General features: G+C 62.7%; 26 protein-coding genes. 15 read left to right on the forward strand and 11 right to left on the reverse strand.

All coding sequences use genetic code 11. The features are described from left to right. Both ACELLULO517_RS18730 and ACELLULO517_RS18735 read right to left on the reverse strand, forming a co-directional pair. Positions 1-283, reverse strand: a 283-nt coding sequence (locus ACELLULO517_RS18730) for an aldehyde dehydrogenase family protein (protein WP_227308951.1), incomplete at its 3' end; no start/stop codon positions are given. A gap of 73 nt (positions 284-356) precedes the next feature. Next, complete coding sequence (locus ACELLULO517_RS18735; protein ID WP_227308952.1) at positions 357-1,790, reverse strand: DHA2 family efflux MFS transporter permease subunit; 1,434 nt, start codon at positions 1,788-1,790, stop codon at positions 357-359. Between the two features lie 412 nt (positions 1,791-2,202). On the opposite strand from ACELLULO517_RS18735, the gene lptC reads away from it, so the two are divergent. The 6 genes from lptC to ACELLULO517_RS18765 all read left to right on the forward strand — a co-directional run bounded on the left by lptC (position 2,203) and on the right by ACELLULO517_RS18765 (position 8,073). Next, on the forward strand, positions 2,203-2,898 hold the full coding sequence (lptC, locus tag ACELLULO517_RS18740; protein WP_227308953.1) for an LPS export ABC transporter periplasmic protein LptC: 696 nt from the start codon (positions 2,203-2,205) through the stop codon (positions 2,896-2,898). 28 nt (positions 2,899-2,926) lie between these two features. Beyond that, complete coding sequence (locus tag ACELLULO517_RS18745) at positions 2,927-4,012, forward strand: LptA/OstA family protein (RefSeq protein ID WP_227308954.1); 1,086 nt, start codon at positions 2,927-2,929, stop codon at positions 4,010-4,012. Between the two features lie 42 nt (positions 4,013-4,054). Next, positions 4,055-4,810, forward strand: a complete 756-nt coding sequence (lptB, locus tag ACELLULO517_RS18750) for an LPS export ABC transporter ATP-binding protein (protein WP_227308955.1) — start codon at positions 4,055-4,057, stop codon at positions 4,808-4,810. 39 nt (positions 4,811-4,849) lie between these two features. Next, positions 4,850-6,367 carry an RNA polymerase factor sigma-54 gene (rpoN, locus tag ACELLULO517_RS18755; RefSeq protein WP_227308956.1) on the forward strand — a complete coding sequence of 506 codons (1,518 nt, stop codon included), beginning with the start codon at positions 4,850-4,852 and terminating at the stop codon, positions 6,365-6,367. Between the two features lie 115 nt (positions 6,368-6,482). Then, complete coding sequence (gene hpf / locus ACELLULO517_RS18760) at positions 6,483-7,094, forward strand: ribosome hibernation-promoting factor, HPF/YfiA family (RefSeq protein ID WP_227308957.1); 612 nt, start codon at positions 6,483-6,485, stop codon at positions 7,092-7,094. 232 nt (positions 7,095-7,326) lie between these two features. Next, positions 7,327-8,073 carry a phosphoadenylyl-sulfate reductase gene (locus tag ACELLULO517_RS18765; RefSeq protein ID WP_227308958.1) on the forward strand — a complete coding sequence of 249 codons (747 nt, stop codon included), beginning with the start codon at positions 7,327-7,329 and terminating at the stop codon, positions 8,071-8,073. Positions 8,074-8,148: 75 nt separating this feature from the next. Here ACELLULO517_RS18765 and ACELLULO517_RS18770 read toward each other — a convergent pair whose 3' ends face one another. Together ACELLULO517_RS18770 and ACELLULO517_RS18775 are read right to left on the reverse strand one after the other, a co-directional pair. Next, positions 8,149-8,529 carry a hypothetical protein gene (locus tag ACELLULO517_RS18770; protein ID WP_227308959.1) on the reverse strand — a complete coding sequence of 127 codons (381 nt, stop codon included), beginning with the start codon at positions 8,527-8,529 and terminating at the stop codon, positions 8,149-8,151. Positions 8,530-8,723: 194 nt separating this feature from the next. Then, positions 8,724-9,449: a FadR/GntR family transcriptional regulator gene (locus ACELLULO517_RS18775; RefSeq protein WP_227308960.1), complete on the reverse strand. Its 726-nt coding sequence runs from the start codon at positions 9,447-9,449 to the stop codon at positions 8,724-8,726. 185 nt (positions 9,450-9,634) lie between these two features. Between ACELLULO517_RS18775 and rph the strand changes: the two genes are divergently transcribed. Together rph and rdgB are read left to right on the forward strand one after the other, a co-directional pair. Further along, on the forward strand, positions 9,635-10,366 hold the full coding sequence (rph, locus tag ACELLULO517_RS18780) for a ribonuclease PH (protein ID WP_227308961.1): 732 nt from the start codon (positions 9,635-9,637) through the stop codon (positions 10,364-10,366). Further along, entirely contained in the window at positions 10,366-10,983 is a 618-nt protein-coding gene (gene rdgB, locus ACELLULO517_RS18785; protein ID WP_406566278.1) for an RdgB/HAM1 family non-canonical purine NTP pyrophosphatase, read from the forward strand. The genes rph and rdgB overlap by 1 nt, the downstream gene beginning before the upstream one ends. A gap of 39 nt (positions 10,984-11,022) precedes the next feature. Here the strand turns inward: rdgB and ACELLULO517_RS18790 are convergent, their stop codons facing one another. Further along, positions 11,023-12,081 (reverse strand): AI-2E family transporter, encoded by a 1,059-nt coding sequence (locus ACELLULO517_RS18790; protein ID WP_227308962.1) that lies wholly within the window; start codon positions 12,079-12,081, stop codon positions 11,023-11,025. Between the two features lie 95 nt (positions 12,082-12,176). Here ACELLULO517_RS18790 and hemW point away from each other — a divergent pair, with 95 nt between their 5' ends. Next, a complete protein-coding gene (gene hemW / locus ACELLULO517_RS18795) occupies positions 12,177-13,340 on the forward strand; it encodes a radical SAM family heme chaperone HemW (protein WP_227308963.1) in 1,164 nt (387 codons plus the stop codon). A gap of 396 nt (positions 13,341-13,736) precedes the next feature. On the opposite strand, the gene ACELLULO517_RS18800 is transcribed toward hemW, so the two are convergent. The 3 genes from ACELLULO517_RS18800 to ACELLULO517_RS18810 all read right to left on the reverse strand — a co-directional run bounded on the left by ACELLULO517_RS18800 (position 13,737) and on the right by ACELLULO517_RS18810 (position 16,681). Further along, positions 13,737-14,804, reverse strand: coding sequence for a calcium:proton antiporter (locus tag ACELLULO517_RS18800; protein ID WP_227308964.1), 1,068 nt, complete (start codon positions 14,802-14,804; stop codon positions 13,737-13,739). A gap of 145 nt (positions 14,805-14,949) precedes the next feature. Continuing rightward, positions 14,950-15,651 carry a TetR/AcrR family transcriptional regulator gene (locus ACELLULO517_RS18805; protein ID WP_227308965.1) on the reverse strand — a complete coding sequence of 234 codons (702 nt, stop codon included), beginning with the start codon at positions 15,649-15,651 and terminating at the stop codon, positions 14,950-14,952. Between the two features lie 115 nt (positions 15,652-15,766). Further along, positions 15,767-16,681 carry a DMT family transporter gene (locus tag ACELLULO517_RS18810; RefSeq protein WP_227308966.1) on the reverse strand — a complete coding sequence of 305 codons (915 nt, stop codon included), beginning with the start codon at positions 16,679-16,681 and terminating at the stop codon, positions 15,767-15,769. A gap of 153 nt (positions 16,682-16,834) precedes the next feature. On the opposite strand from ACELLULO517_RS18810, the gene hrcA reads away from it, so the two are divergent. Further along, a complete protein-coding gene (gene hrcA, locus ACELLULO517_RS18815; RefSeq protein WP_227308967.1) occupies positions 16,835-17,914 on the forward strand; it encodes a heat-inducible transcriptional repressor HrcA in 1,080 nt (359 codons plus the stop codon). A gap of 56 nt (positions 17,915-17,970) precedes the next feature. On the opposite strand, the gene ACELLULO517_RS18820 is transcribed toward hrcA, so the two are convergent. After that, positions 17,971-18,627, reverse strand: coding sequence for a glutathione S-transferase family protein (locus tag ACELLULO517_RS18820; protein ID WP_227308968.1), 657 nt, complete (start codon positions 18,625-18,627; stop codon positions 17,971-17,973). Between the two features lie 76 nt (positions 18,628-18,703). Here ACELLULO517_RS18820 and ACELLULO517_RS18825 point away from each other — a divergent pair, with 76 nt between their 5' ends. Beyond that, a complete protein-coding gene (locus ACELLULO517_RS18825) occupies positions 18,704-20,017 on the forward strand; it encodes a polyhydroxyalkanoate depolymerase (RefSeq protein ID WP_319796440.1) in 1,314 nt (437 codons plus the stop codon). Positions 20,018-20,098: 81 nt separating this feature from the next. Here ACELLULO517_RS18825 and ACELLULO517_RS18830 read toward each other — a convergent pair whose 3' ends face one another. Further along, positions 20,099-20,833: a Crp/Fnr family transcriptional regulator gene (locus tag ACELLULO517_RS18830; protein ID WP_227308969.1), complete on the reverse strand. Its 735-nt coding sequence runs from the start codon at positions 20,831-20,833 to the stop codon at positions 20,099-20,101. A 163-nt stretch (positions 20,834-20,996) separates the two neighbouring features. Between ACELLULO517_RS18830 and ACELLULO517_RS18835 the strand changes: the two genes are divergently transcribed. From ACELLULO517_RS18835 to ACELLULO517_RS18850, 4 genes are all read left to right on the forward strand, one after another. After that, entirely contained in the window at positions 20,997-21,404 is a 408-nt protein-coding gene (locus tag ACELLULO517_RS18835; protein WP_227308970.1) for a response regulator, read from the forward strand. Positions 21,405-22,066: 662 nt separating this feature from the next. After that, entirely contained in the window at positions 22,067-22,882 is an 816-nt protein-coding gene (locus ACELLULO517_RS18840; protein ID WP_227308971.1) for a calcium-binding protein, read from the forward strand. Between the two features lie 353 nt (positions 22,883-23,235). Then, positions 23,236-23,658 carry a hypothetical protein gene (locus ACELLULO517_RS18845; RefSeq protein ID WP_227308972.1) on the forward strand — a complete coding sequence of 141 codons (423 nt, stop codon included), beginning with the start codon at positions 23,236-23,238 and terminating at the stop codon, positions 23,656-23,658. 8 nt (positions 23,659-23,666) lie between these two features. Beyond that, positions 23,667-24,152 (forward strand): hypothetical protein, encoded by a 486-nt coding sequence (locus ACELLULO517_RS18850; protein ID WP_227308973.1) that lies wholly within the window; start codon positions 23,667-23,669, stop codon positions 24,150-24,152. A 73-nt stretch (positions 24,153-24,225) separates the two neighbouring features. On the opposite strand, the gene rsmI is transcribed toward ACELLULO517_RS18850, so the two are convergent. Then, the gene (rsmI, locus tag ACELLULO517_RS18855; RefSeq protein ID WP_227308974.1) at positions 24,226-25,167 is read right to left on the reverse strand and encodes a 16S rRNA (cytidine(1402)-2'-O)-methyltransferase; all 942 of its coding nucleotides are present in this window, start codon (positions 25,165-25,167) and stop codon (positions 24,226-24,228) included. Between the last annotated feature and the right edge of the window lie 27 nt (positions 25,168-25,194).

Below are 25,194 nucleotides of genomic sequence, written 5' to 3' on the forward strand. Positions count from 1 at the left end.
CCTGGTTCTCCATCATCAGATTGAACAGACGGCGCAGGATGGCGCTGCGATCCTTGGCCAGCATCGCGCCCCAGGCCTTCTGCGCGCGATAAGCGGCGTCGATGGCGCGTGTGGTCTCGGCCGTCTCCATCGCGGGCACATGACCGATCACCGCTCCGGTCGCCGGATTGGTAACGGCGATCGTCTTGCCGCTGTCGGCCTGAACCCATTTGCCGTCGAGCAGATTGGCCTGTCGCAGAAGCGAAGCGTCCTTCAGCGGCAGCGTTGTCACTGTGTCGAGCATCGGATTTCTCTCCCAAATCTCGGAATTATGCGTCCCGAAAGCAGTTTAGTCCTGGACCGGCGTCGCGTCTAAATCACGCCTTGGCGGGTGACGGACGGTTGGTATGGCCGCTCATTTCCGCGCCGGCCGCGGCGGGCAGCTTGGCGCAGATGGGGCCGGCAAACAGGGAGGCGATGCTCGCGACCAGGAAAGCCACGCGGAAATCGGTGACGTCAGGCGCGGACCGGCCGAACAGATGGGCGGAAGCGGCGAGCGTGCCGGCGGCGACGCAGATGCCCATGGACAGCATGAGCTGCTGAAACACCGTGTAGAAGCTGGTCGCAGCACTCATGCGGTCGGCCTTCAGGTCGGCATAGGCGATCGTGTTATAGGCGGTGAACTGGAGCGACTGGAAAAAGCCGCCGGCCAGCAGCACGGCATAGATCGCGAATTTGGGCCAGCCGGGCGTGAAGGTCGCGCAGGCGGCGATGCCGAGGGTGGCCAGAAGCTGATTCCAGATCAGCACCTTGCGGAAACCGAAGCGCTTCAGAATGGGCCCGGCCGTGACTTTCATCAGCATGGCCCCGGCCGCTACCATGAAGGTGACCGCACCGCTGGCCGCCGCCGTCATGCCGAAGCCGAGCTGCATCATCATCGGCAGCAGAAAGGGCACCGCGCCCCAGGTGATGCGGGACAGCGAACCGGCGAGGGTCGAGACCCGGAAGGTCTGCACCCGCATCAGCCGGATATCGAGGATCGCGTTGCTGCGGCGTCGGGCATAGACGACATAGGCGCAGCCGGACGCCGTGCCGACGAGAAGCAGCGGCAGGGCCGTCGCCCATTCCGAACCGCGGCTCGCGACCGTCAGGCCGAAGGTCAGGCAGGCGAGCGCCGTGGCCGAGAGCACGAAGCCCGGCAGATCGAAGGAGGTGCGCTGGTCGGAGCGGATATCGGGAATGAGCAGCGTCGACAGGATGCCGCCCAGAATGCCGATCGGGATATTGATGAAGAAAATCCACCGCCAGGAGAGATAGGTGGTGATGAAGCCGCCGAGCGGCGGGCCGACCACCGGACCGACCAAGGCGGGCACCAGAAACCAGGCCATGGCGGAGACGAGTTCGGATTTCGGAACGCTGCGCAGAAGGATGATGCGCCCGACCGGCACCATCATGGCGCCGCCCATGCCCTGAATCAGCCGCGCCGCCACCAGCAGCGGCAGGCTGGTGGTCTGGGAGCAGAGGATGGAGCCGAGCGTGAACAGGATGATGGCGGCGTTGAAGACCCGCTTGGTGCCGAAACGATCGGCGATGGTGCCGCTGGCCGGAATGAAAATCGCGAGGCTGAGGAGATAGGAGGTCAGCGCGATGCTCATATGGAGCGGGCGGACCCCGAAACTATCCGCCATGCTTGGCAGCGCGGTCGCCAGCACGGTCGCGTCCAGCTGCTCCATGAACAAAGCGCAGGCGACGATCAGCGCAATGGTGCGGACGCGCTTCTGGGATGCGGTGGTGGGATCGGAAAGCGGCATTTGCCCGGCGAGCACAGCGATTGAAATTCAGCGCTGCACCATGCGCCCCGGTTGCCAGCGCGGCCAGAGCCGGCACCGTGTTTTGATCACGCCAGCGTGCAATGCAGCATCGATCTGGCTGACCGAGCGGTCAAATTATCACAACGATTTGATAGTAAAAGATATCTTAGCGATGACGCGGTGCAAAAAATCCGGTTGGTTACGAATTTGCCATGTGACTGCCTTTTTTCCCCGGCTATAAGACAAGCGTCTGTGAAACAGATTGCTAAGAACTGTGATGTGATTCGCAAGGTTGGTGTTAACCGCCTTTGCGACCATCGGCCCTGGGCAATCGGCCTGCGAGCCTTGCGAGACGGTAACTCGATCTTGAGAGACGCTTGTGCGATCGGCTGAGCTGGGTATGGGGGAATGAATGAGCGCGGTTCCTGACCGTCTTCAAATGCTGCGCCCGGCGCAGCAGGATGAACAGCATGGGCTGACGCGCCGGATTTGGCGTGGCCGCAAGATGCCGTCTGCTGGCGCCCTGCGCCGGCGCCGCCTGCTGGTCACCTGGATGAAGCGCCTACTGCCGCTGGGCGCGTTGATGCTGCTCAGCCTGGTGATGCTCTGGCCTGAACTGATCACCCAGCACAATCCGGCCCGCGTCACCTATCACCTGGGAACCGGCCCGGACGGCGCCGATCAGGGCAGCATGACCAAGGCGCATTACGAAGGGATCGACGATACCGGTCGCCCTTACACCATGACGGCGGTGCAGGCCGTGCAGACCGATGCCGATACCGTCGTGCTGACGCAGCCGGCCGGCGATATGACGATGAAGAGCGGTTCCTGGCTTATGGTCCAGTCGAAGGACGGATTGTACCATGCCAAGGCCCAGCATCTGGACCTTACCAATCACGTCGTTCTCTACCGGGATGACGGCACCACCGTGCGCAGCTCCCAGGCCGCGATCAATCTGAAGGATTCCAGCGCGTCCGGCCATGAAAAGGTCAATGCCGATGGTCCTTTCGGCACGCTGACGGCCCAGGGTTTCGATATTACCGACCGCGGCACACGCCTGCACTTCACGGGTCCGTCTAAGCTTGTGCTAGACGGGAGCAATGAGTGACCCCAAGGCGTTAGACCGGAAGACCCCAATGCTGACAATGATGGCGTGGCGCGCGCCCCGCGCGACGCGGCCAGTGCGGTTCGCGGCTGGCGTTCTGGCCTTGTCCTTGGCAGTGGCGCCGCTCGGCGCCCGGATGGCCAGCGCGCAGGCCCTCGATTTCTCGCATGGCGGGCCGGTGACGGTGACCTCCCAGGGGGGTATCGAATGGCGCCAGCAAAGCCAGGAAGTGATCGCCGATCAGGACGCGCAGGCCGTTCGCGGCAATGTCACGGTGACCGGCGACCAGCTGATTGCCCATTACCGCAAAAAAGCCGGTGCGCCGGGCGCGACACCCGCGAAGCCTGCGGCGTCTGGTACGACGACTGGCGCGACAGATGGCACGGCGGCCGGGGCCGACCCGGCATCGAACGGGCTTGAGGGCGATAACGAGATCTACCTCCTCGAAGCGCTCGGCCATGTCCATATTTTCACCCCGACCGATCAGGCCTGGGGCGATCACGGCGCCTATGACATGGATCAGGCCGTTCTGGTGCTGACGGGCCATGCGCTGAAGCTGACGACGCCGACCTATGTCGTGACGGCGCGGGATTCCCTGGAATACTGGTCGAACCAGCATATGGCCGTCGCGCGCGGGGACGCGGTTCTGGTGACGAATACGGGCCGCCGCATCGCCGCTGATGTGCTGGTCGCCTATACCGACCCCAGCCCGAACAATCAGGCCCAGCCCGCGACCAAAACGACCGTCGCGGCGAAGACGCCGGTGGGCAGTGGCACGGCCGCGTCCGATCCCAACGATCCCGCCTCGGGCAAGCTGAAGCGCGTCGATGCGATCGGTCATGTCGTGATCATGACGGCGACCGAAATCGTGCAGGGCGAACGCGCGGTCTACGACCCCAATCTCGACATCTCACGCATTGCCGGCAATGTGCGGATTACGCGCGGGCAGAACGTGCTGGTGGGCGACGAGGCGCTGGTCAATATGAAGACCGGTATCTCCCGCCTGTTGTCGCAGGGCTCGACCCAGGTCAAAGGCCTGATCGTGCCCGATCAGGCATCGGGTGCCGGAGCGCCGGCCGCCGGGGCACCGGCCGCCAAAAAACCGACGTCACACTAGGGTCAGACAAGTAAGATGCAGTCGGTTCAGGAGCCCATTCAGATGGCGGATGCCCCGCGCACGCAGCCTAAAGCCGGTGCCGGTCTTGTCGCGCGGGGCTTGGGCAAAAGCTTCAAGCAGCGCCCGGTGGTGAAGGGCGTCTCGCTCACCGTGAAACGGGGCGAGGCGGTGGGCCTGCTGGGTCCCAACGGCGCCGGCAAGACGACGACCTTCTATATGATCATGGGCTTGGTGCGCCCCGACAGCGGCGAGATCACGCTGGACGGCAATCCCATCACGGCGCTGCCGATGTATCGCCGGGCCCGTCTCGGCATCGGCTATCTGCCGCAGGAAGCGAGCATTTTCCGCGGCCTGAACGTGGAACAGAACATCAAATCCGTGATCGAGATCACCGAGACCGATCCCGACAAGCAGCAGACCATGCTGGACGGGTTGCTGCAGGAATTCGGCATCTCGCACCTTCGCCGCACGCCGTCTCTGGCACTGTCGGGCGGTGAGCGGCGTCGCCTGGAAATCGCGCGCGCGCTGGCCAGCCGCCCCGGCTATATCCTGCTGGACGAACCGCTGGCGGGCATCGACCCGATTGCGGTGGGGGAGATCCGCGATCTTGTCTCCCATCTCAAGCATCGTGGCATCGGCGTGCTGATCACCGACCATAATGTCCGGGAAACGCTGGAGATTATCGACCGCGCCTATATCATGCATGATGGGCAAGTGCTGATGGAGGGCCGGCCGTCCGAGGTCGTCAGCCACGAAGGCGTCCGTCGGGTCTATTTGGGTGATCGTTTTAGCATGTAACCACTTTTGCTGCAGCGCGATGCTGCTAAGCTAGGCCCGATGTCCATTGGAGCAAAAATCGGGCCAAGACTGGTGCTACGCCAGTCACAGTCCCTTGTGATGACCCCGCAGCTGCGGCAGGCCATCAAGCTTCTGCATTATTCAAACCAGGAACTGGCCGGCTTCGTTCAGGAGGAGTTGGACCGCAATCCGCTTCTGGAACAGGATGAGCGGCCTGAGGTTCCTCTGCTTGACCGGCCCGCCACCGACCAGCGGCCTGAAGTTGTCGGCGGCGAGAGCGACAGCCTGTCCCATGCGACCTCCGACCATCTGCCGGCGCCGGAACAGGCGCCGCTGGATGGCGATTTCTCCAATGCCTATGACGCGGGTGGGGTTGCCGATGGCGGCCTGAGCCCAAGCATGAGCTATGCCGGCACCGGCCGGGGCGGCAGCCATTCCTTCGATTCAGACCCGCACGGCATCGACGATCTGGCGGAAAGCCCGGCCAGCTTGCGCGAGCATCTGGCGCAGCAGCTTAGGCTCGGGTTCGCCGATCCTGCTGACAGGCTGATCGGCGCACATCTGATCGCCCTGCTGGACGGCGCTGGGCGCATTACGGCGGAACCCGCGGCGATCGCCACCGCCTTGGGCACGACGCTGGCGCGGGTGGAGGTTGTACGCGCACGGATGATGCGCTTCGATCCGCCCGGCATGTTCGCGCGCGATCTGAAGGAATGTCTGGCCGCCCAGCTGCTTGAACTCAATCGCCTGGACCCGGCGATGGCGCTATTGCTCGACAATCTGGAACTGCTCGCGCGCCGCGAGTTGAAGCGGCTGATGGCGCTTTGCCGCGTCGACGCGGAAGATATGATGGAGATGGTGGCGGAGATCCGCCGTCTCGATCCGAAGCCCGGCGCGACCTATGAAAGCGGTCCGATACAGCCTTTGGTGCCGGATGTTTTGTTGCGCCGCGCGCCCGACGGCAGCTGGCATCTTGACCTCAATCAGGAGACGCTGCCGCGTCTTCTCGTGAACCATGTTTTTCACGCGCGCGTTTCCGCAAGTGCGAAGCGCGAAGACCGCGTTTTCTTGTCTGAGCAGTTGCAAAATGCGAACTGGCTGGTGAAGTCGCTGCGCCAGCGCGCGCAAACGATCCTGAAGGTGACTGCAGAGATCGTGCGTCAGCAGGACGGGTTTCTGCGCCACGGCGTGACGCATCTGCGCCCGCTGACATTGCGCGATGTCGCTGATGCGGTCGAGATGCATGAAAGCACCGTCAGCCGTGTGACCGCCAACAAATCCATGGCGACGCCACGCGGCGTGTTTGAACTTAAGTTCTTCTTCACCACCGCGATCGGCGGTACCAGCGGCGAGACCTTCAGCGCAGAAGCGATCCGCTATCGCATTCGCGCTTTGATCGGCGCGGAACAACCGAACGATATTTTGTCCGATGATGCGATCGTGGCCGCTCTGCGTAAGGAAGGCGTGGACATCGCCCGCAGAACCGTGGCCAAGTATCGGGAGACGCTGCAGATCCCAAGTTCGATGCAGCGCAAGAAGGAGAAGACGGCGGCCTGACGGCTAGTCCGATTACCGATTGACAGAGTGGAAATCAGGCCCAGTCTTCTAAAGACATCCCCTGATCCGCACATCTGCGGATAACGTTCCCGCAGGGGGAGTATCTGGAGGTAAAATGCAAATAACGGTCTCCGGTAAGCAACTTGATCTTTCCGACGCGCTTCGCTTTCGCGTCTCCGACATGCTTGAGACGATCGCCCGAAAATATTTCGGCGATGCTCTTGAAGCAAATGTCACCTTCAGCCGCGCCCGCAGTTTTTTCACTTGTGACATCAACGTTCATGCCGGTCGCGGCTTGACGTTGCGCGGCGAGGGCGAAGCGGCTGACGCGAACAGCGCTTTCGACGACGCGGCGGAACATATTGCCAAGCGTCTGCGCCGCTACCGGCGGCGCGTGAACGAGCATGCGCGCGATATTGCGCAGCAGCGTGAGACGCCGGAAATCCTGGAACCCGCTCAGCATTATATTCTTCAGCAAAGGGACGAGGATTCGACCCCGAGCAAGGAGGCACCCGGTCCGAACGGTTTGACCAATGGGCATTTCGCGACGGTCATTGCCGAGAGCCCCTCGGTCATCGCGCGGTTGACCGTGGGGGAAGCCGTGATGCGCATGGACCTGGCCGATCAGCCGGTGGTGATGTTCCGCAATGCCGTCAGCGGCCAGTTGAATGTCGTGTACCGACGCGATGACGGTCATATCGGCTGGATCGATACCGCCGGCGAATAGGCAGTCCTTGAGACGGATGGATCAGCGATCTATCCGTCTCCTGCCGCAAAATCGCGAAATGCATGCCTGCTTTGTGGCCATGCATTCTTTAAAATCTACCGAAAAACAGAATTTTTTCTAGCCATGCGCAGTCGCGTGGAAGGTCCTACTTATTTTAAATCTGCTTATTGTAATCCGGAGAAAATTCATCTTTTTGGAGAGATCAGCCTCCTAGAATAAGGCTTCGCTAGAGATGGTCTCCGCCTCAGCTTCGCTGCGATCACCCGCTGAACAGATTTCCCGCCAGCTTTGCGCCGATTTGGATCGGCGTATCGCCGACCCGATGGATGCTTCGGCCATTCTGCGTGTTGCGCTGACCGAGGCGTTTGACGGCAGCATCGCGCTGGTTTCCTCCTTCGGCACCGAATCCGCGCTTCTGCTGCAGATGGCGGCTGAGATCGATCGCTCTGTACCGGTCATCTTCCTGGATACCGGGAAGCTTTTCCCTGAGACGCTGGAATATCGCGATCAGCTGGTGGATCAGCTGGGGCTGACCGATATCCGCGTCATCACGCCGCGGGCGGTTGAAATCGCGCGGCAGGATGCCGAGGGCAAGCTATGGCGCGACAATGCCGATCGGTGCTGCAGCCTGCGCAAGACGCAGCCTTTGAACGCAGCGCTGGACGGGTTCGACGCCTGGATTACCGGCCGGAAGCGCTTCCAGTCTCTTACCCGCGCGTCCGTTGGCCTGTTCGAGACGGCGGCTGACGGCAAGATCAAGGTCAATCCGCTGGCCCATTGGAGCGTCGATCAGATCGCCGCGGAATTTGATGCCCGTGACCTGCCCCATCATCCTTTGGAGGCATTCGGCTTCCTGTCGGTCGGCTGCACGACCTGCACGGCGCCGGTCGCGGCGGGCGAGGATCGCCGTGCCGGTCGCTGGCGCGGCATGGCCAAGACGGAATGCGGCATTCACCTGCCGGAACCGGCCTTCGCCTGATCCGTGCGGAGCGCAGATATAAAAAAGGCCGGCCCCGTGAGGGAGCCGGCCTTTTTTGTGGGTTAGGCGCTCAACTTAGGCGAGGTAAGCCGGACGCTGGCTGGGCAACACCTCGCTATTGCGCGCCAGATAGGTGGGGCGCTGGTTCGGCAGCACGGTGCTGTTGCGCGCGAGGTAAGCCGGGCGCTGGCTGGGCAGCACCTCGCTATTGCGCGCCAGATGAGCCGGGCGCTGGCTCGGCAGCACCTCGCTGTTGCGCGCCAGATAAGCCGGGCGCTGGCTCGGCAGCACCTCGCTGTTGCGGGCGAGGTAAGCCGGACGCTGGCTCGGCAAGACTTCGCTGTTACGGGCGATAAGCTGATTGCCCGAACTGTGGTGTGCCTCGGTCGTCGCCAGACCCGCACCGCCAATACCGATCGCCGCAGCGGCGAAAGCCGCAATGATACCCTTGTTCATGGTCCGCTCCATCTCGATGAGGGCCAGCACCCGATGGCGCCGGCGCGGGAGGGTGCTCGGTGAGAGCAAATCCATCCTGTTGCTAAACGATATGGAACCAATGCAGTGCGGAAAAAGGCCTTCGCGCGGATAGCGCTTATACACAAAACGTTTAAAAACGGCTCACGGACTGGTGATTTTGCCAGTTATAATCATCAATCTTGAGGAGCGACCGCGCTTTCGCCGTTCTCCAGATGGAGATCATGGGCCATGGCGGACAGAACGACGCGCATGCCGCGGTCGGCCGCTGCCGGATCACGATTGCGAATGGCATCCACGACGTCGCGATGGGCGGAGAAGGTCGCGTCATAGGAATGGGTGGCGCCCGTCGACAGGCGGAAGGCCGCGAGCAGAACCGAGGACACGGTCTGACCCCATTGCGCCAGGAAAAGATTGGCGCTGGCGCGCAGGATCGCGACATGGAAGTCCAGATCGGCCTGGACCCGATCTTCCAGCGATTCCGCATCCATCTGCGTCAGGGCCGCTTCGATCTCGGCCAGCTGCGCGGGCGTGGCCCGCTGGGCGGCGAGGGCCGCTGCCCCAGGCTCGATAAATTTCCGGCATTCGAGCAGGCTGCGCACGAGATCCTGATCCAGGATCGGGCCGGACCAGCTGAGCAATTCCGGGTCCATGAGATTCCAGGATGAGCGCGGCAGCACCCGCGTGCCGGTGCGCGGCCGCACATCCAGCATGCCTTTGGCGCTGAGGACCTTGATGGCCTCCCGCAAGGCCGAGCGGCTGACGCCGAGCGCAGAGCTGAGATTCTGCGTATTCGGCAAGCTTTCGCCCGGCTTGATGCCGCCCGAGAGAATGCGGTGTGCCAATGTTTCAACCACGTCACGATGAACGCGCGGGCGACTGGAGGTGGGGACGTCAGCCAAGGCGATATCCGATGGTTGCGATTTGCATAATCTGCATATCATAGCGCGCAAGCTTAAGCTTGCGAGGGGAGAGTTTGCCGATCCGATCATTCTCTGCCGCGTGGGGTGCGGCGGCAGGGGTGGTATGGTTTGTCGCTTGCGGTTAATCCTGCGCGCCCGACCGACCGAACTTAAGGGAAAAACCCATGCGACCGTCCGGCCGCGCTGCCGATAGCCTGCGCGCTGTTTCCTTTTCCACCGGCTTTGCCCGCCACGCCGAGGGTTCCGTCTTGATCCGCATGGGGCAGACGGAAGTGCTCTGCACGGCCAGCGTGGAAGGCCGTGTGCCGCCCTTTCTCCGCAACCAGGGGCTGGGCTGGGTGACGGCCGAATACGGCATGCTGCCGCGCGCGACCCATAAAAGGGGCGAGCGCGAGGCGGCGCGGGGCAAGCAATCCGGCCGCACGCAGGAAATTCAGCGCCTGATCGGCCGCTCGCTCCGTGCGGTCGTTGATCGCAAAGCCATGGGCGAGATGACCATTACGCTCGATTGCGATGTGCTGAATGCCGATGGCGGCACGCGCTGTGCCGCCATTACCGGCGCCTATGTCGCGCTGTCGCTCGCCTTCCGTCATCTGGTCGCCAAGCGCGTGATAGCGGCCGTGCCGCTGATCGGGCAGGTGGCCGCCGTCTCCTGCGGGCTTGTCAACGGCGAGGCCTTGCTCGATCTCGATTACGCCGAGGATTCGGCGGCCGAGGCGGACGGCAATTTCGTGCTGACGGCGGACGGCGGCATCGTCGAAATTCAGGCGACGGCGGAACAGAAACCCTTCACCGAGACGGATTGCCTGACCTTGATGACCTTGGCCAAAGCCGGCACGCGCGAATTGTTCGTGGCCCAGAATATCGCCATTGAAGCCGCCGGGAGCATTGTCTGATGGCCCGCCCGCTCGATCCCGGATCGCGTCTGGTTCTGGCCAGCCACAACCAGGGCAAGCTTGTCGAAATCCGCAAGCTGCTGGAACCTTGGGACATTCATGTCGTGCTCGCGGGCGACCTCGGCCTGCCCGAACCGGATGAGACCGAGACGACCTTTGCCGGCAATGCAAGACTGAAGGCGCAGGCTTCGGCCGGGGCCAGCGGCCTGCCGTCACTATCCGACGATAGCGGCTTCTGCGTCGGCGCCTTGCATGGCGCGCCCGGTATCTATTCCGCTCGCTGGGCTGGCCCGTCGAAGGATTTCCGCGCCGCCATGCAGCGCGTGCAGGATGAAGCCGGCGACGGCGGCGACCGCAGTGCCTTTTTCATTTCCGTGCTCTGCCTCGCTTGGCCCGACGGCCATTACGAGCTGTTCGAAGGACGGATCGAGGGGGAGCGCGTCTGGCCGCCGCGCGGCAATCGGGGCTTCGGCTATGACCCGATGTTCGTGCCGCATGGCGAGACGGAGACGTACGGCGAGATGGACAGCGCACGAAAGACTGCGACCAGCCATCGCGCCCGCGCCTTCGCAGCGCTTGTGCGCGGCTGCCTGGGCGTGCCGCCGAAAGCGGAGTGATGGCGGCGGGGCGCAGATTGGTGCTGCGCCCCATGGGATTCAATGGCCGGTGACGTCCCGGCCGCTTTCGTCCTTCAGCACATCGACGACATAGAATTCCGAGACCAGAACCAGCGCGGCGGCAGCCAGCGGGGTGGCGAGCACGATGCCCATCGGCCCGAGCAGGGAACCGAGGAAGGTCATCGACAGAATCAGGAGCGCCGGGGGCAGCTTCACCATGCGGTCCTGCACCATGGGCGACATGATATAGCCTTCGACGAAATGGCAGACGCCGAAGACCACGGCCGTCAGGAACGTCATATGCATGCCCTGGCCCAGCGCGATGGCCAGCGCCGGGATCGCCGCCAGGATAGCGCCGAAATACGGCACGAAGGTCAGGATGCCGGCGATGACGCCTAAGGCAAGGGCCATCGGCATGCCGATGATGAGCAGGCCGATCGTGGTCAGAAGTCCCACGACCGCCATGTCGATCAGCTGGCCGAGAAACCACCAGCGCAGCACCGCCGCGACCTTGCCCAAAACCTCATGCACGCGCGCCCGGCGCGATTGCGGCACCAGATGGATCAGCCCTTTCACGTACAGATCGGGGCTGGAGGCGAAATAGAGCATGGTGACGATCAGCACGAGGGCGGCGGCGATGGCACCGACCGTGGACGTGGCGGCGGTCAGCATGGAGCCGGCCATGGCCTCCGCGGCCTGGCTGCCGGCGCTGCTCAGCTTCTCCAGAATGCTGCGGCCCCAATCGGTATGACCGTAGCGGGAGGCGAGGTTGCCGCCTTCCTGGGTCAATGTCTTGCCGAGGTCGATCCCCTGCTGGACCAGCTGCGGGCCGACCCACCACCAGAAGCCGATGAAGGCCGCGACCACCAGCAGCATGATAACGGCCATGGCCCAGCGCGTCGGCAGCCTTGTATGGCGGCTGATCCATTCGCTCGCACCGCGCAGCGAGACCGCGAAGAGGGTCGCCAGGAAGACCAGCAGCAATTCCTGATGCAGCAGCCAGATCATCAGGCAGCCGGCGGTGACGCCGAAGACCCACAGGATGGTGTCGCGGATGGACCAGCCGGCGGCGGATAGTCTGTTTGTGGTCCCGAACATGGCTGGCCCTTGGGTTGAAAGCGGAATCCCTCAGATGGGGTGCTTCCCGCTCATGTCGATTGTTTCATGATGAGGTCAGGCTTAGGAATTTCGCCATGACCTTGCTCAGCGCCGAACCTCTCGCGCTTTATATCCATTGGCCCTTCTGTCTCGCCAAATGCCCCTATTGCGATTTCAACAGCCATGTCCGCGACATCTTGCCGCAGGCGCGCTTTCGCGCGGCGCTGATCCGCGAGCTGGAATGGGAGGCGGAGCGCCTGGGGCGCCGTCCGCTGCGGTCGATCTTTTTCGGCGGCGGCACGCCGAGCCTGATGGAGCCCGAGACCGTGGCGGCCTTGATCGAGGCCGCCCAGCGGCTATTCGCGCCCGAACCCGATCTGGAAATCACGCTGGAAGCCAATCCGACCAGTATCGAGGCCGGGCGCTTCGCGGGCTATCGCGCCGCCGGGGTCAATCGCATCTCCGTCGGTATCCAGAGCCTGAACGAGGCCGACCTCAGGCGGCTCGGCCGCCAGCATTCGGTGCCCCAGGCAATCGCGGCGCTGGAAATCGGGCGGAAGATCTTTCCGCGCATTTCCTTCGATCTCATCTATGCCCGCCCGGACCAGACCGAGGCGGCCTGGCGCGCGGAACTGGCCCAGGCGCTGGATTTGGCGGCCGATCACCTTTCGCTCTATCAGCTGACCATCGAACCCGGCACCGCCTATGAAGGTCTGCACCGGCGTGGCGAGATCGTGCTGCCGGACGCCGAGACCGCGGCCGGGCTGTACGAGGCGACGGTGGATGAGGCCGCGCGTTTTGGTCTGGCACCGTACGAAGTCTCCAACTACGCCAGGCCCGGTTCGGAAAGCCGCCATAACCTGACCTATTGGCGCTACGGCGATTACATCGGCATCGGGCCGGGCGCGCATGGGCGGCTGAGTCTCGCGGCGGGATTGACGGCGACGCGCCGTCATCGGGCGCCGGAAATCTGGGCGGATCGGGTGGAGGCGGCGGGCCATGGGTCCGGCGCCGATGTGATCGTGACGCCGGCCGAACGCGCCGAGGAAATGCTGCTGATGGGTCTGCGGCTGAGCGAGGGCATCTCGGCCGCCCGCTTTCACGCCCGCACCGGCATCGCGCTCAGCGATGCCGTCGATACCGAGATGCTGCCCGCACTGATCGCGGAAGGCTATCTCCTCCAGGACGGCGACCGGCTGCGCGCGACGCCGGAAGGGCGCATGCGGCTGGACGCCGTGCTCGGCGCTTTGGTTCGGTAGACGGTCTCTGACTTTAACTTAAGCGCATCCCCAATATCGTCATGCCCGGCCCCCGAGCCGGGCATCCATTCGTTGGGGCGCCCGAAGACTGGATGGCCGGGTCGAGCCCGGCCATGACGGGAGAAGGGATGCCATCGATACCGAGATGCTGCCCGCGCTGATCGCGGAAGGCTATCTCCTCCAGGACGGCGACCGGCTGCGCGCGACGCCGGAAGGGCGCATGCGGCTGGACGCGGTGCTCGGCGCTTTGGTTCGGTAGATGGTCTCTGATTTTAACTTAAGCGCATCCCCAATATCGTCATGCCCGGCCTCCGAGCCGGGCATCCATTCGTCATGGCGCCCGAAGACTGGATGGCCATGACGGAATAAGGGATGCTTCCAACGATCTCTAAGACTCTAAGGCACGACGGCAAAGAACAGAAAGACGGCAAACAGCATCAGGTGGATGGCACCCTGAAGGATGGAGGTGCGCCCCGTCGCAATGGTCAGCGTGCTGATCAGCATGGTCAGCGCCAGCATGACCGTCTCCTTCGGATCGAGACCGAGCGTCAGCGGCTGATGGATCAGCACCGAGACCACGGCGACCACCGGGATGGTCAGGCCGATACTGGCGATGACGGAGCCGAAAGCGAGATTAAGGCTGGTCTGCAACCGGTTCATTCGGGCGGCGCGAACGGCGGCCAGGCTTTCCGGCAGCAAAACGACGGCGGCGATGATGACGCCGACCAGGGATTGCGGCGCGCCGCTTTGCTTGACGGCGGCCTCCACCGCCGGCGACAGCGCCTTGGCCAGGCCGACGACCGCGACCAGCGAGACGATAAGCAGGCCGAGGCTGGCCAGCGTCATGGCGTTGGACGGCGGCGCGGCGTGGCTATCCTCATCCGCGACCTCGGGCAAAAAATACTCCCGATGGCGGACCGTCTGCACGAAGACGAAGACGCCATACATGACGAGGGAGACGAGGCCGACGAATTCGAGCTGGGAGACGGTGAAGCTGGGCCCCGGCTCCTGCGTGTAATTCGGCAGGACCATGGTCAGACCGGAGAGCGCGATGATGACGGCCAGCGCCCCATTCGCGCCCTGGATGCGGAATTCCTGTTCCCGATGGCGGGTGGCGCCTGCCAGCAGGCAAAAGCCGACGACGCCGGCGCAGACGATCATGACGGCGGAAAAAACCGTGTCGCGGGCGAGGGCCGCCTTGTCCGCACCACCGCCCAGCATGACGGAGACGATCAGTGCCACTTCGATGATGGTGACGGCCACGGCCAGTACCAGCGTGCCGAAGGGCTCACCCAGCTTATGGGCGATGACCTCGGCGAAATGCACGCCGGCGAAGACAGCGCCGCCCAGGGCCAGAACGAAGATCACGAGGATCGGACCTTCGACCGGAAGGAAGGTCTTGGCCACCAGCAGAACCCAGGCGACGAGCGGGCAGGCCCAACTCCACCATGGTATGGCTTTCACGCGACAGTCTCCGTTGGATCAAACGACCAAGAAGCCTGCCGCGCGACGGCGGTCAACCTTGGGTTGATGGCAAAACGGGTTTATCGCCCGATGGTTCCAAGCCGAGGCGGCCATCGGACGATAATGCGTTGTTTAGTCGCGCGATTCAGCCCTGCGGCTGAGTGTCTTCGGCCGTCACGCTCGGGCGCGCGAATTCCCGCATGAAGACGCCGACGCTCCAATCGACATGACGCGCCAGGTCCTGCTCGGTCGGCGTCTCGCGCAGCGCGAGCAGCAGTTCGGTCTGCAGGCTGGCGAAGGCGAGGCTGAAAAGGGTTTCGGTGGCGAGCGTCAGATCCGCGATCTGAAAGATACCCCGATCAACCTGGGCCGCGAGCCAGCTGCTCATGCCCGTTTTGGTATCGTTCAGACGGCGCGTGACGACTTCGTTGGCCTGCGGGACGCTGGCGATATTAGCCAGGATCAGCCGGGTCAGCGTGACCTGGCGCGGGCTGAGCAGCACGCGGCCGAAAGCCATCAGCATGCTGCGAAGCGCGTCCGGTGCGGCCTCGTCACTGGGGACGGAGGTCGTCGGCAGGGCCACCAGCCGCTCGATCATCAAGGCGTCGAACAGGTCAGCCTTGGAGTCGAAGATCTGGTAGATGGTCTTCTTCGACATGCTGGCGGCGGTTGCGATATCAGCCATGGTGGTGGCGACATAGCCCTTGGCCAGGAAGACCGTTTCGGCGGCGGCGATCAGAAGCAGGCGGCGGTCGGTTTCGCTGATGGAACGGGCGCTCGTCGGCTTGGTTGAGATCTCCTCCATCGGAGTCGCATCCGGGAAGACATCCCCTAGATAGTCCATCATCGCCACTGCTCCACTCTGCCGCTAGGCTGATCACATTTGGATGATCATGGGGCTTTCCCGGCCGAATGTGCCTGTCGATTTTTGGTTCTTTCGGTCGATTCCTACTAATTTAGACTTAAGCAGCTTTAAGCCGGCTCGCGCGGATCTCACTCAATACGACTAATCCGCCGCTGAGGAGGATCAAAGCAGCGCCTAAAAACACGCTGGCCGCCGGAATATCGCCGAAGAAGATAAAGCCGAGGACGAAGCTCCAGAGCAGGCCGCTGAATTCCATCGGCGCGATGACGCTGGCCTGGGCCAGCTTCACACCCTCGATCAGCAGAAGCTGGGCGGCGGTCGAGAGCAGGCCAAGACCCAGCATCAGCGCGAGCTGGGGCAGGCTCGGCGTCTTCCAGATGAAGGGCATCATCGCCCCGCAACAGATCAGGAACAGCATGGCGATGACGAAAACCTGGTCCCAGCCGCGCAGCTCCTTCGAGACCTGTCGCATCAGGATCATGGCATAGGCCCAGATGACGGCCGCCAGCGCCACGCAGATGGCCGGCAGCAAAGGGCTCGACCCATGCGGACGGGCGGCGAGCAGCACGCCGACGAAGCCGATGCCGAGCGCCACCCAGCGCACCAGCGTCACCCGCTCCCCCAGCAAGGGTCCTGCCATGACGGCGATGATCAAGGGGCTGGCGAAATAGATGGTGATCATCTGGGCGAGGCCGAGATAGCGCCCGGCCGAGTAATAAAGCAGCCAGGCGATGAAGGTCAGAACAGCGCGCACCAGCAGCTTGTTGCGCATGGGCGAAAAGAGACCGCGATGGACGACGCTGCGGCCACCGATGCCAAGGCAAAGCACGACGACCGTCAGGCTGCGCATGAAAAGGATCTGCGGCGCGTCGAAATGCGCGACCAGGATTTTGACCAGCGCATCATGCAGCGCGAAGGCGGAATAGGCGATGAGGACAAGGATCAGGCCGGTTCCGGTGGAGGACCGCTCAAGCCTGCTCCGCCAGGCCGAAACACTCGTCGCGAAGCCCATGCCCTGCCCGCCATTCCCTTTGGTTTCTCGGATGCCGAATTAGGCTAAGATCAGCATGAAGGACATGCGGCGCAGTACTCTTCTTGTCGCATGGCAGGGGTTCTGGCTGTTAGGATGACCGCTCCCAAGCCCGGGCCGGCATTAAGGAATTCGATGGACAGGCACGGCTTCTCGTCTCCCCCCAACCAACCCCCGGTTCTGCCGCAAGGGTTGGACAGCCGTTCGGCCGCCGTGCTGCGCGAAATCGTCGAGCAATATGTGGAAACCGGCGAGCCCGTGGGCAGCCGTACGCTGTCGCGGCGCCTGCCGCTGACGCTGTCGCCGGCGACGATCCGCAATGTCATGGCCGATCTGACCGATGCCGGTCTGCTCTATGCGCCGCATACCTCGGCAGGGCGCCTGCCGACCGATCGGGGCTTGCGCCTGTTCGTCGACGGATTGCTGCAATTCGGCGATCTGGCGGAGGAGGAGCGGGACGCGATCGACGCCGCCCTCAGCAGCCATGGCCGCAGCCTGCAGGATACGCTGGCCGAGGCGTCCACGCTCCTCTCCGGTCTTTCGGCGGCGGCGGGGCTTGTGCTGGCGCCCAAGGCCGAGGGCGCGCTGAAACACATCGAATTCGTGCCGCTCGCCTCCGGCCGCGCGCTGGTCGTGCTCGTCTCCTCGGAAGGCCAGGTCGAGAACCGCGTCATCGATATTCCGATCGGCGTGCCGCCCTCGGCCTTGCAGCAGGCGAGCAACTACCTCAATGCCCGGCTGGTCGGGCAGACGCTCGCGGATTTCCGCACCAATATGTCGGATGAGATCGCGCGTGACCGCAATACGCTGGACGAGCTGGCGGCCGGCATCATCGAAGCTGGCTTGGCCACCTGGGGCGGGGAGGGACGTGGCGGCAACCTGATCGTGCGCGGCCAGGGGCGCCTGCTTGCGGATGTCACCCAGATCGAGAAACTCGCCTCCATCCAGACCTTGTTCGAACGCCTGGAAGCGCAGGAGACGATGCTGCGCCTGCTGGAACTGGCCGAGACCTCAGACGGCGTGCGTATTTTCATCGGCGCCGAGAGCGGGTTGTTCGGTTCGGCCGGCGTTTCCATGATCGTGGCGCCGGCGCGCAACGCGACCAATCGCATCGTCGGCGCCATCGGCGTCATCGGGCCGACCCGGATCAATTACGGGAGGGTGATCCCGGTGGTGGATTACACCGCCCGGGTGGTCGGCCGGCTGCTGGGTTAAGCCGCCATTCTTGCCGCTACCGGTCCGGCGCGATCGGTGCTAGCCTTACCGATCGGTTAGAATTCTAGTTCCAGTTCGGTGATTTCTTGGGGTTCTTCCTTCGCGGCAGCTACCCATTCCGCCATGTCCGGCCAGGCCATGATGTCCCGGCAGTAGCGGGCGGCGCGCGCGTTCAGCGCCACGTCATAGGTTAAGAACCGGGTGACGACGGGCGCATACATGGCATCGGCCAAGGACAGCTTCTCCCCGAAGAGATACGGGCCCTTCCAGGTCTCGAAACACTCGTCCCAGATCGTCAGAATACGCTCGATATCCGCGCGCGCGGCGGACCAGATGGCGAAGCCGGGCCGATGGGCATGCAGGTTCATCGGCAGGGAGGAGCGGAGCGCCGAGAAACCGGAATGCATCTCGCCGCTGATCGCCCGGCAGCGCGCCCGCGCATGCCTGTCCTTCGGAAGCATCTCTGCCTCCGGCCGCAATTCGTTCAAATATTCTGCGATAGCGAGAGTATCCCAGATCGAGACGCCGTCATGGATCAGCGTCGGCACCAGGATGGACGAGGACTGCAGCAGAAGTTCGGCCCGCGCGGCGGGATCGGTCGGATCGACGGTCTTTTCTACGAACGGCAGGCCGGAGAGGCGGGCTATCAGCCATCCCCTGAGACACCAGGAGGAATAGTTCTTGCTGCTTATGAGAAGCGTGGCTTCAGCCATGAATACTGTCCTGTCCCCGAAGGATGGAAACCCACTCTATCAGAGCCTTGAGCTCCAACGGAACGGATGGCTTGGCTTGCCCGAAAAAAACCGTCAGTCGCTGTTTTACGAGATGGCAAAGCCCGTGGCCGGCTTGCCCGGTTCGGACGTGATGGCGGCCCTTGGCACGCCGATGCTGTATCAGATGTATCAGGCGCAGCAGGATATAATGGCGCCCGCGCGCCAGTATTTCCAATTCCTGTCCCATGTCCTGAACCAGTTCGACCTGACCCGGCCCGAGGCCCTGCCCTTGCGTATGGCGGCAGCGACTGCCGAGAGCCTGTGGCGCACGGCCAAGACGCATAAACGGCCGGCCTATGGCATGAAGCCGGTCGTGGTCGGCAATGCGCCGGTCGAGATCACCGAGGAGGTCGTGTTCGAGACCCCCTTCTGCGCCCTGTTGCATTTCCGCAAGGAGACCGCCGTCCGTCAGCCGCGCCTGCTGGTGGTGGCCCCCATGTCCGGCCATTTCGCGACCTTGCTGCGCAATACCGTGCAGACGCTGTTGGCCGATCACGATGTCTATATCACCGACTGGAAGAACGCCCGCGATGCGCCGCTGACGGCCGGGACCTTCGGCTTCGACGATTATACCGACCACGTCATCCAGCAGCTGGAAGCGATCGGGCCGGGTGCGCATGTGCTGGCCGTGTGTCAGCCGGCGGTGCCCGTGCTGGCCGCCGTTTCCGTGATGTCGCGCGAGGGCAATATCGCGACGCCCCGCAGCATGACGCTGATGGCGGGACCGATCGACACGCGTCTGAACCCGACGAAGGTCAATGTCCTGGCGCAGGAAAAGCCGATCGAATGGTTCGAGAATTCCCTCATCGGCGTCGTGCCCTGGCAGTTCAAGGGCGCCAATCGCCGCGTTTATCCGGGTTTCATGCAGCTGAATGCCTTTGTGACGATGAATTTCGACCGTCATCTGCGCGCCGAAATCCTGCAGGCACGCAATATCGCCGCGGGCGATGAGATACGCGCCGATCTGCACCGGAAATTCTACGACGAATATCGCGCGGTGATGGACCTGCCGGCGGAATTCTTTCTGGAAACGGTCAAGCGCATCTTCCAGGATCACGACCTGCCGCTGGGCCGCATGACCCATCGCGGGGAGCGTGTCGACCCCGGCGCCATTCGCCGTACGGCGGTGCTGACGGTCGAAGGCGAGCGCGACGACATCTGCGGTATCGGCCAGACGATGTCGGCGCTCGACCTTTGCAGCGGGCTGCCGACGACGATGAAGCAGCATCACCTGCAGACCAATGTCGGCCATTACGGCGTCTTCAGCGGCAGCCATTGGGCGCGGGAAATCTATCCCAAGGTCCGTGCGCTGATCGAGCAGAGCAACTAACCTCCCCGGATGTATTCCGGGGAGCTGCCCGGCGGAGCCTGCGCGTCGTCCGGGGCTGCGTGCCCCGACCCGGTCGGGCGTCTAATCGGCCGGATAAATTCCGTGCATGACCGTGTCGAAATGATTTTCGATGGCGAAGGTGCAGCGGCAGGATAGATCGGCCAGGCCGCGCTCGTTCAAGACCACGAAGACGCCACGGCGCGTCTCGATATAGCCCTGGGCCCGCAATTTCGACACGGTGCGGGTGACGAAGGTGCGGCCGACCCCCAGAAGCTCAGCCAGTTGTTCCTGCGTCATGTCGAATTCGCGCGACCCGGTGCGCCTGAAGGCCGCGATAAGCCATTTGGCGGAACGCTGGGTGATGGTGTGCTTGGCGTTGCAGGCGGCCGTTTGAAAGACCTGCGCCAGAAGGCAATCCGAATAGCGGGAAAACCAATGCCGCAGATGAAGGGAGTCGATTTTCGCGTGTTCCAGCGCCGATGTCTTGATGCGCAGGAATTTTCCTGCGTTGCGGACGGTTGCTGTGGAAAAGGACGGCAGGCTGCCGTTGGAGACGATGCCGCCGACCGCGCCTTCGCGGCCGATGAGGGCCACTTCGACCGCGTCATTGCTCGTGCTTGTGCTGACGATGAAGGAAGCCAAGGCAGAACCGCAGGGAAACCAGGTTTCCGTCACAGGATCGCTGGCCCGTTGCAGAACGTCCCCTGCCTTGAGATCGAAGATCAGCATATGCGGGACCAGACGGTCCCGGTCATTCTCTCGCAAGGTTGATAGGAGCGCGTTCTCGGCCAATTCCTGCGGTGTCGGTGTCGCCATTCCCATCACTCCAAAGACTTTTCGCCCAACCGTCTACAAGTGGACCGACGCCATCGGGGTTCTATGTTACTCGTGAACACAAGTGGTTGAAGTTGACGAGGACGCCAGTGCTTGCCGTTTTGAAAATGCCGTGTGGTCCTGTCGCAAAAGCGACATCGTCGCCGTGACAAGCGACGCAACGCCGTCCAATCTCGACGGGCAGTCCGTCCTCATTCTGGAAGATCAGGTGCTGATCGCGCTTGATATCGAGGACATGGTGCTGGACCTTGGCGCCGGCGTCTGCTGGGTAGTGTCCGGCGCTGTTACAGCCTTGACGCTTCTGGAAACGAAACGGCCGGATCTGGCGCTGTTGGATTTCAATCTCGGTGGGCGTGAAACCTCGGAAGGGGTTGCGGACCGATTGATGGACCTGCACGTGCCTTTCGTGTTTTTAACGGGATACGGGGATGGCCTTGTCGTCCCAGGTCGCTTCGGCGGTATTCCGATCGCCAGCAAACCGGTGACGAAAGCGACCCTGCTCACAAAGATAGCGCTGGCCCAGGACCGCTTCCGGTCAGAGCGCATGGTATAATTTGACCTAACAACTTAATAAAAAGTTAAATGTGAGCAGAGTCTCGGGCGCCGCGACAGTGTCGCGGTGCTAGCAGGAATCTGCGGGTGGATTTGGCCTGACCAGGCCGATAGCCTGACGCGTCGCAGAGCCAGCCCCTCCGGTAATAAAAAATTTAGACAGTTGCCGCCTTCCTGATTCCAGCGGCATCCGGCAGCAGGTTTCGTCATGCAGTATGCAACTAGACAATTATGATTAGCCCTATGCAGAGACCCCTCTCCAAGAAGAAAAAAGCTTTTCATCTTGAGCGAGAGCAAGATGCTAGAGTCAGCGGATCTGGATTAGACAACCGCAAATATTTCGAGACGATCAGGGCTCTATCCAGGAAAGATTCCAAAAATGGGAAAAGGACCCCACCCATTTGATCTAGTCGAAATCCAGAGTTATAAAATTTCGAGATTGGGACTCAGAATTATTCAACAGAAATAATCGAAGCAAAATTGCCCAAAGAAACTTTATGCCAAGAATAACGGTCTTTTCGTTGCAACGCGGCATAATATGATCTAGATACGGCTTCGCAATGTAGAGGCTATCTATTTTGCATGAATTCGAAAAACCAAGTTTTAGACTCGATAAATTCGAATATAACCCACAAACTAAATTTGTAATGGAAAGGTCAGAAGATGAGCACGTCTACCGTGATCGGCGGGACTGTGTTTTACAACTTCGTGCCCGGAACGATCAATCAGGTCTTTGACTTTGCAACAAACGACCTTGTTGTCGGGGGAGCGGGGTCAGCGAGTTATCTCCTGTCAGGAAATACAACGCTATTGCTCACCGGCGGTTACGGTGACAGTACCGTTTTCGCGGAAGGGCAGGATTCCATTTTCGGCGGCACCGGCCATGTTGTTGTCGGCGGCGGCGAGAAGCCACTGTATTTCATCGGCGGTACCGGTGATGCCGTGGTTCAAGCCGGTTCAGGAAGTGCCACCTTGTTGGGCGGAGCCGGGCCAGGCAAGACCAGCTTCTCGGCGGGAAGCGGCAACGCAACCTTGGTCGGCGGCGGGGGCGAAAGCCTGCTGGTCGGCGGATCCGGAAACACCTTGGCTTTCGCCGCGGCCGGACCGACGACGGCCATCGGCGGCAGCGGCAAGATTACCTTCGACGGTGCCGCAAGCCACGCGTCCGAACAGTTCTTCACCGGATCCGGCACGGGTGTTGCCACGATCGGCTCCGGTTCCGCGACGATCACCGGCGGCAGCGGTGCCTCGACGATTACCGCCGGCAGCGGCAAGGAGGTCTTCAATTTCGTATCGGGACATGCGGGCGGGACCGAGATCGTTCACGGCTTCGACCCATGCCACGACAAGATTACCTTCACCGGCTACAGCGATCCCACGCCTGTCGCATCTGAAACCCTGACCGGCAGCGCCGATGTCATCACGCTGACGGACGGAACCCAAATCACGCTGACCGGGATCGATCACAAACTGTTCTGACGCATAGAAGATAATGAGGATAATACTGTCGCGACGACATCTAGAGCAGATCCCGGTCAGATGGACTCATCTGGCCGGGTGAAGATGCTCGCAAAAACAATAATCTAGAGCGGTATCTGTGAGCGTAAGCGAACAGGAAACGCTCTAGGGCCGAAGGCACGGCATGGCCCTAGATGACGTTCATGCCGGCGAAGCGAGCATCCGAAGTTACGACATGATGACGTTTGTCTTATTAGGATATTACATCGTCGTTAAAAGATTTCGGCACAGGATAATATTCTGAAATTGTTTCCAATCTTGTGAAGCAATTGCCAAATGCGGTAGCATCATCCATGAGCCTGAGGGGGACGGATATGAGATCGCGTAATGCGGCATTCGGAGTTTTGGCTTTGCTCGGCTTGATGGCCAGCGGGCCTGCCTTCAGCCAAACGACGACGGCGTCTGCACCAGCCACAGCCCCGACATCGCCAGCGGCCGCGCCGAGCGGCACCGGTCCGGCCACCGTCGATTCGGACGAGGCCTTCATGACCGGCCTGCGCCGTATCGGTGTGATGGCCGGCGAGGTCGTGCAATGCGCGCCCGAGGCTGACCGCAAGGCCGAGATATCCGATGCCATGAGCCTCGCCAATCTGGTCGCCCTTCATTTCGGCCTTGCCGCCGCTTTCAATTTCAGCGGTGCTGTCGGCTATGGGTCGGGCAAGCCCTTCGACAAGGCCGGTTGCGCCGAGGCCAGCAGCGGCTGGAATAATATCAAGCAGAAATACCTCAACCAATGAGAGCGCCCATGGGCAAGCTTTGGTTCTGGGTCGGATTATGGGCCTTGGCCCTGACCGAGGGCGCGATGGCCGGGCCGCTGGTGGTCAAGGCTTTGCCGGCGGCGGAAGCGCCCAGTCATGGGTCTCTGACCTTGGTGCAGTATCAACGTCATGGCGGCGGTGGCCATCGCGGCGGTGGTGCGAACCGTGGGGGTGGCAACCGCCAGTTCAATTCCAATAACTTCCACAACAACGTCAGCGGCAATCGGAATGGCAACCGCAACGTGAACGCCAACCGCAATGTGAACGTGAACCGCAATGCGAACGTCAACGTCAATCGCAACGTCAACGTGAACGGGTATGGCGGCTACCACGGCAATTACGGGCCGAATTGGGGTGGCGTCGCGGCAGGTGTCGCGGTTGGGGCGGCTGTCGGGGTCGCGGTTGGCGCGGCGGCGACCGCGCCGAGCTATCCGCCGCCGCCGCCCTATCCCTATGCCTATCCCGGCTATTGATAGCGGGCGGTTTGACAGAGGACGGTTTGATAGAGGGCGGTCGGTCAGCGGCGTTTGTCACGGTGCGGCGGTCTTACGCCTCCGTCTCGCCGGACAGCGCCAGGGCGCGGGCATAGACCTGCCGGCGCGGCAGACCAGTTTCGGCCGCGACCTGGGCGACCGCTTCCTTCAGCCGGGTGCGGGTAAGCTCGTCCCGCAACCGTGCGTCGAGATCGAAGGCGGGCTGGCCTTCGGCCTCGGGATCATGCGGCCCCAAAACGACGCAGATTTCCCCGCGCGGCGGGTCGGCCTCGACACCCGCGATCAGGGCCGATAGCGGGCCGCGCCGCACCTGCTCGAAATGCTTGGTCAGCTCACGGGCCAGGGCGGCCGGGCGATCGCCGAAGACGGTTTGCAGATCGGCCAGCATCTCGGCCACGCGATGCGGGCTTTCGTACCAGATCATGCTGGCCGAGAGGCCGGCGGCCTCGGCCGCGCGCAGGGCCGCGAAAGCGGTGCGCCGCGCGCCGCCGCGCGGTGGCGGAAAGCCCAGGAACAGATAGGGATGCGGCGGCAGGCCGGACAGCGTCAGCGCCGTCACGGCCGCATTGGGGCCGGGCAGGGCCGTGACGCCGAAGCCTTCGGCGACCGCGGCCCGCACCAGACGGAAGCCGGGATCGGACATCAGCGGCGTGCCGGCATCGCTGACGAGGGCGTATTTCTGGCCCCGGCGCATCGCCTCCAACAACCTGGGCGTGCGGCTTTCCTCGTTATGATCGTGGAAACTCTCCAGTCTTGCCTTCAGGCCGAGCGCAAAGAGCAGGCGCTGGGTGACGCGGCTATCTTCACAAAGCACGATATCGGCCAATCTCAGAGCCGAGATCGCGCGACTTGTCACATCCCCCAGGTTGCCGATCGGTGTAGAAACCAGCACAAGCTGGGCGGGGCTGCCGTTCACGCTCGGCCAGACGCCAAGGGCGGGCTGAACCGGCTCCTGCTCTGACGGAGGATTTTGAAGTGCGTCTAGCTCCGGCATCTGCTCTCCTCGCGGCCCTCGGTCTCG

The organism is Acidisoma cellulosilyticum, assembly GCF_020621385.1.
Taxonomy (GTDB): domain Bacteria; phylum Pseudomonadota; class Alphaproteobacteria; order Acetobacterales; family Acetobacteraceae; genus Acidisoma; species Acidisoma cellulosilyticum.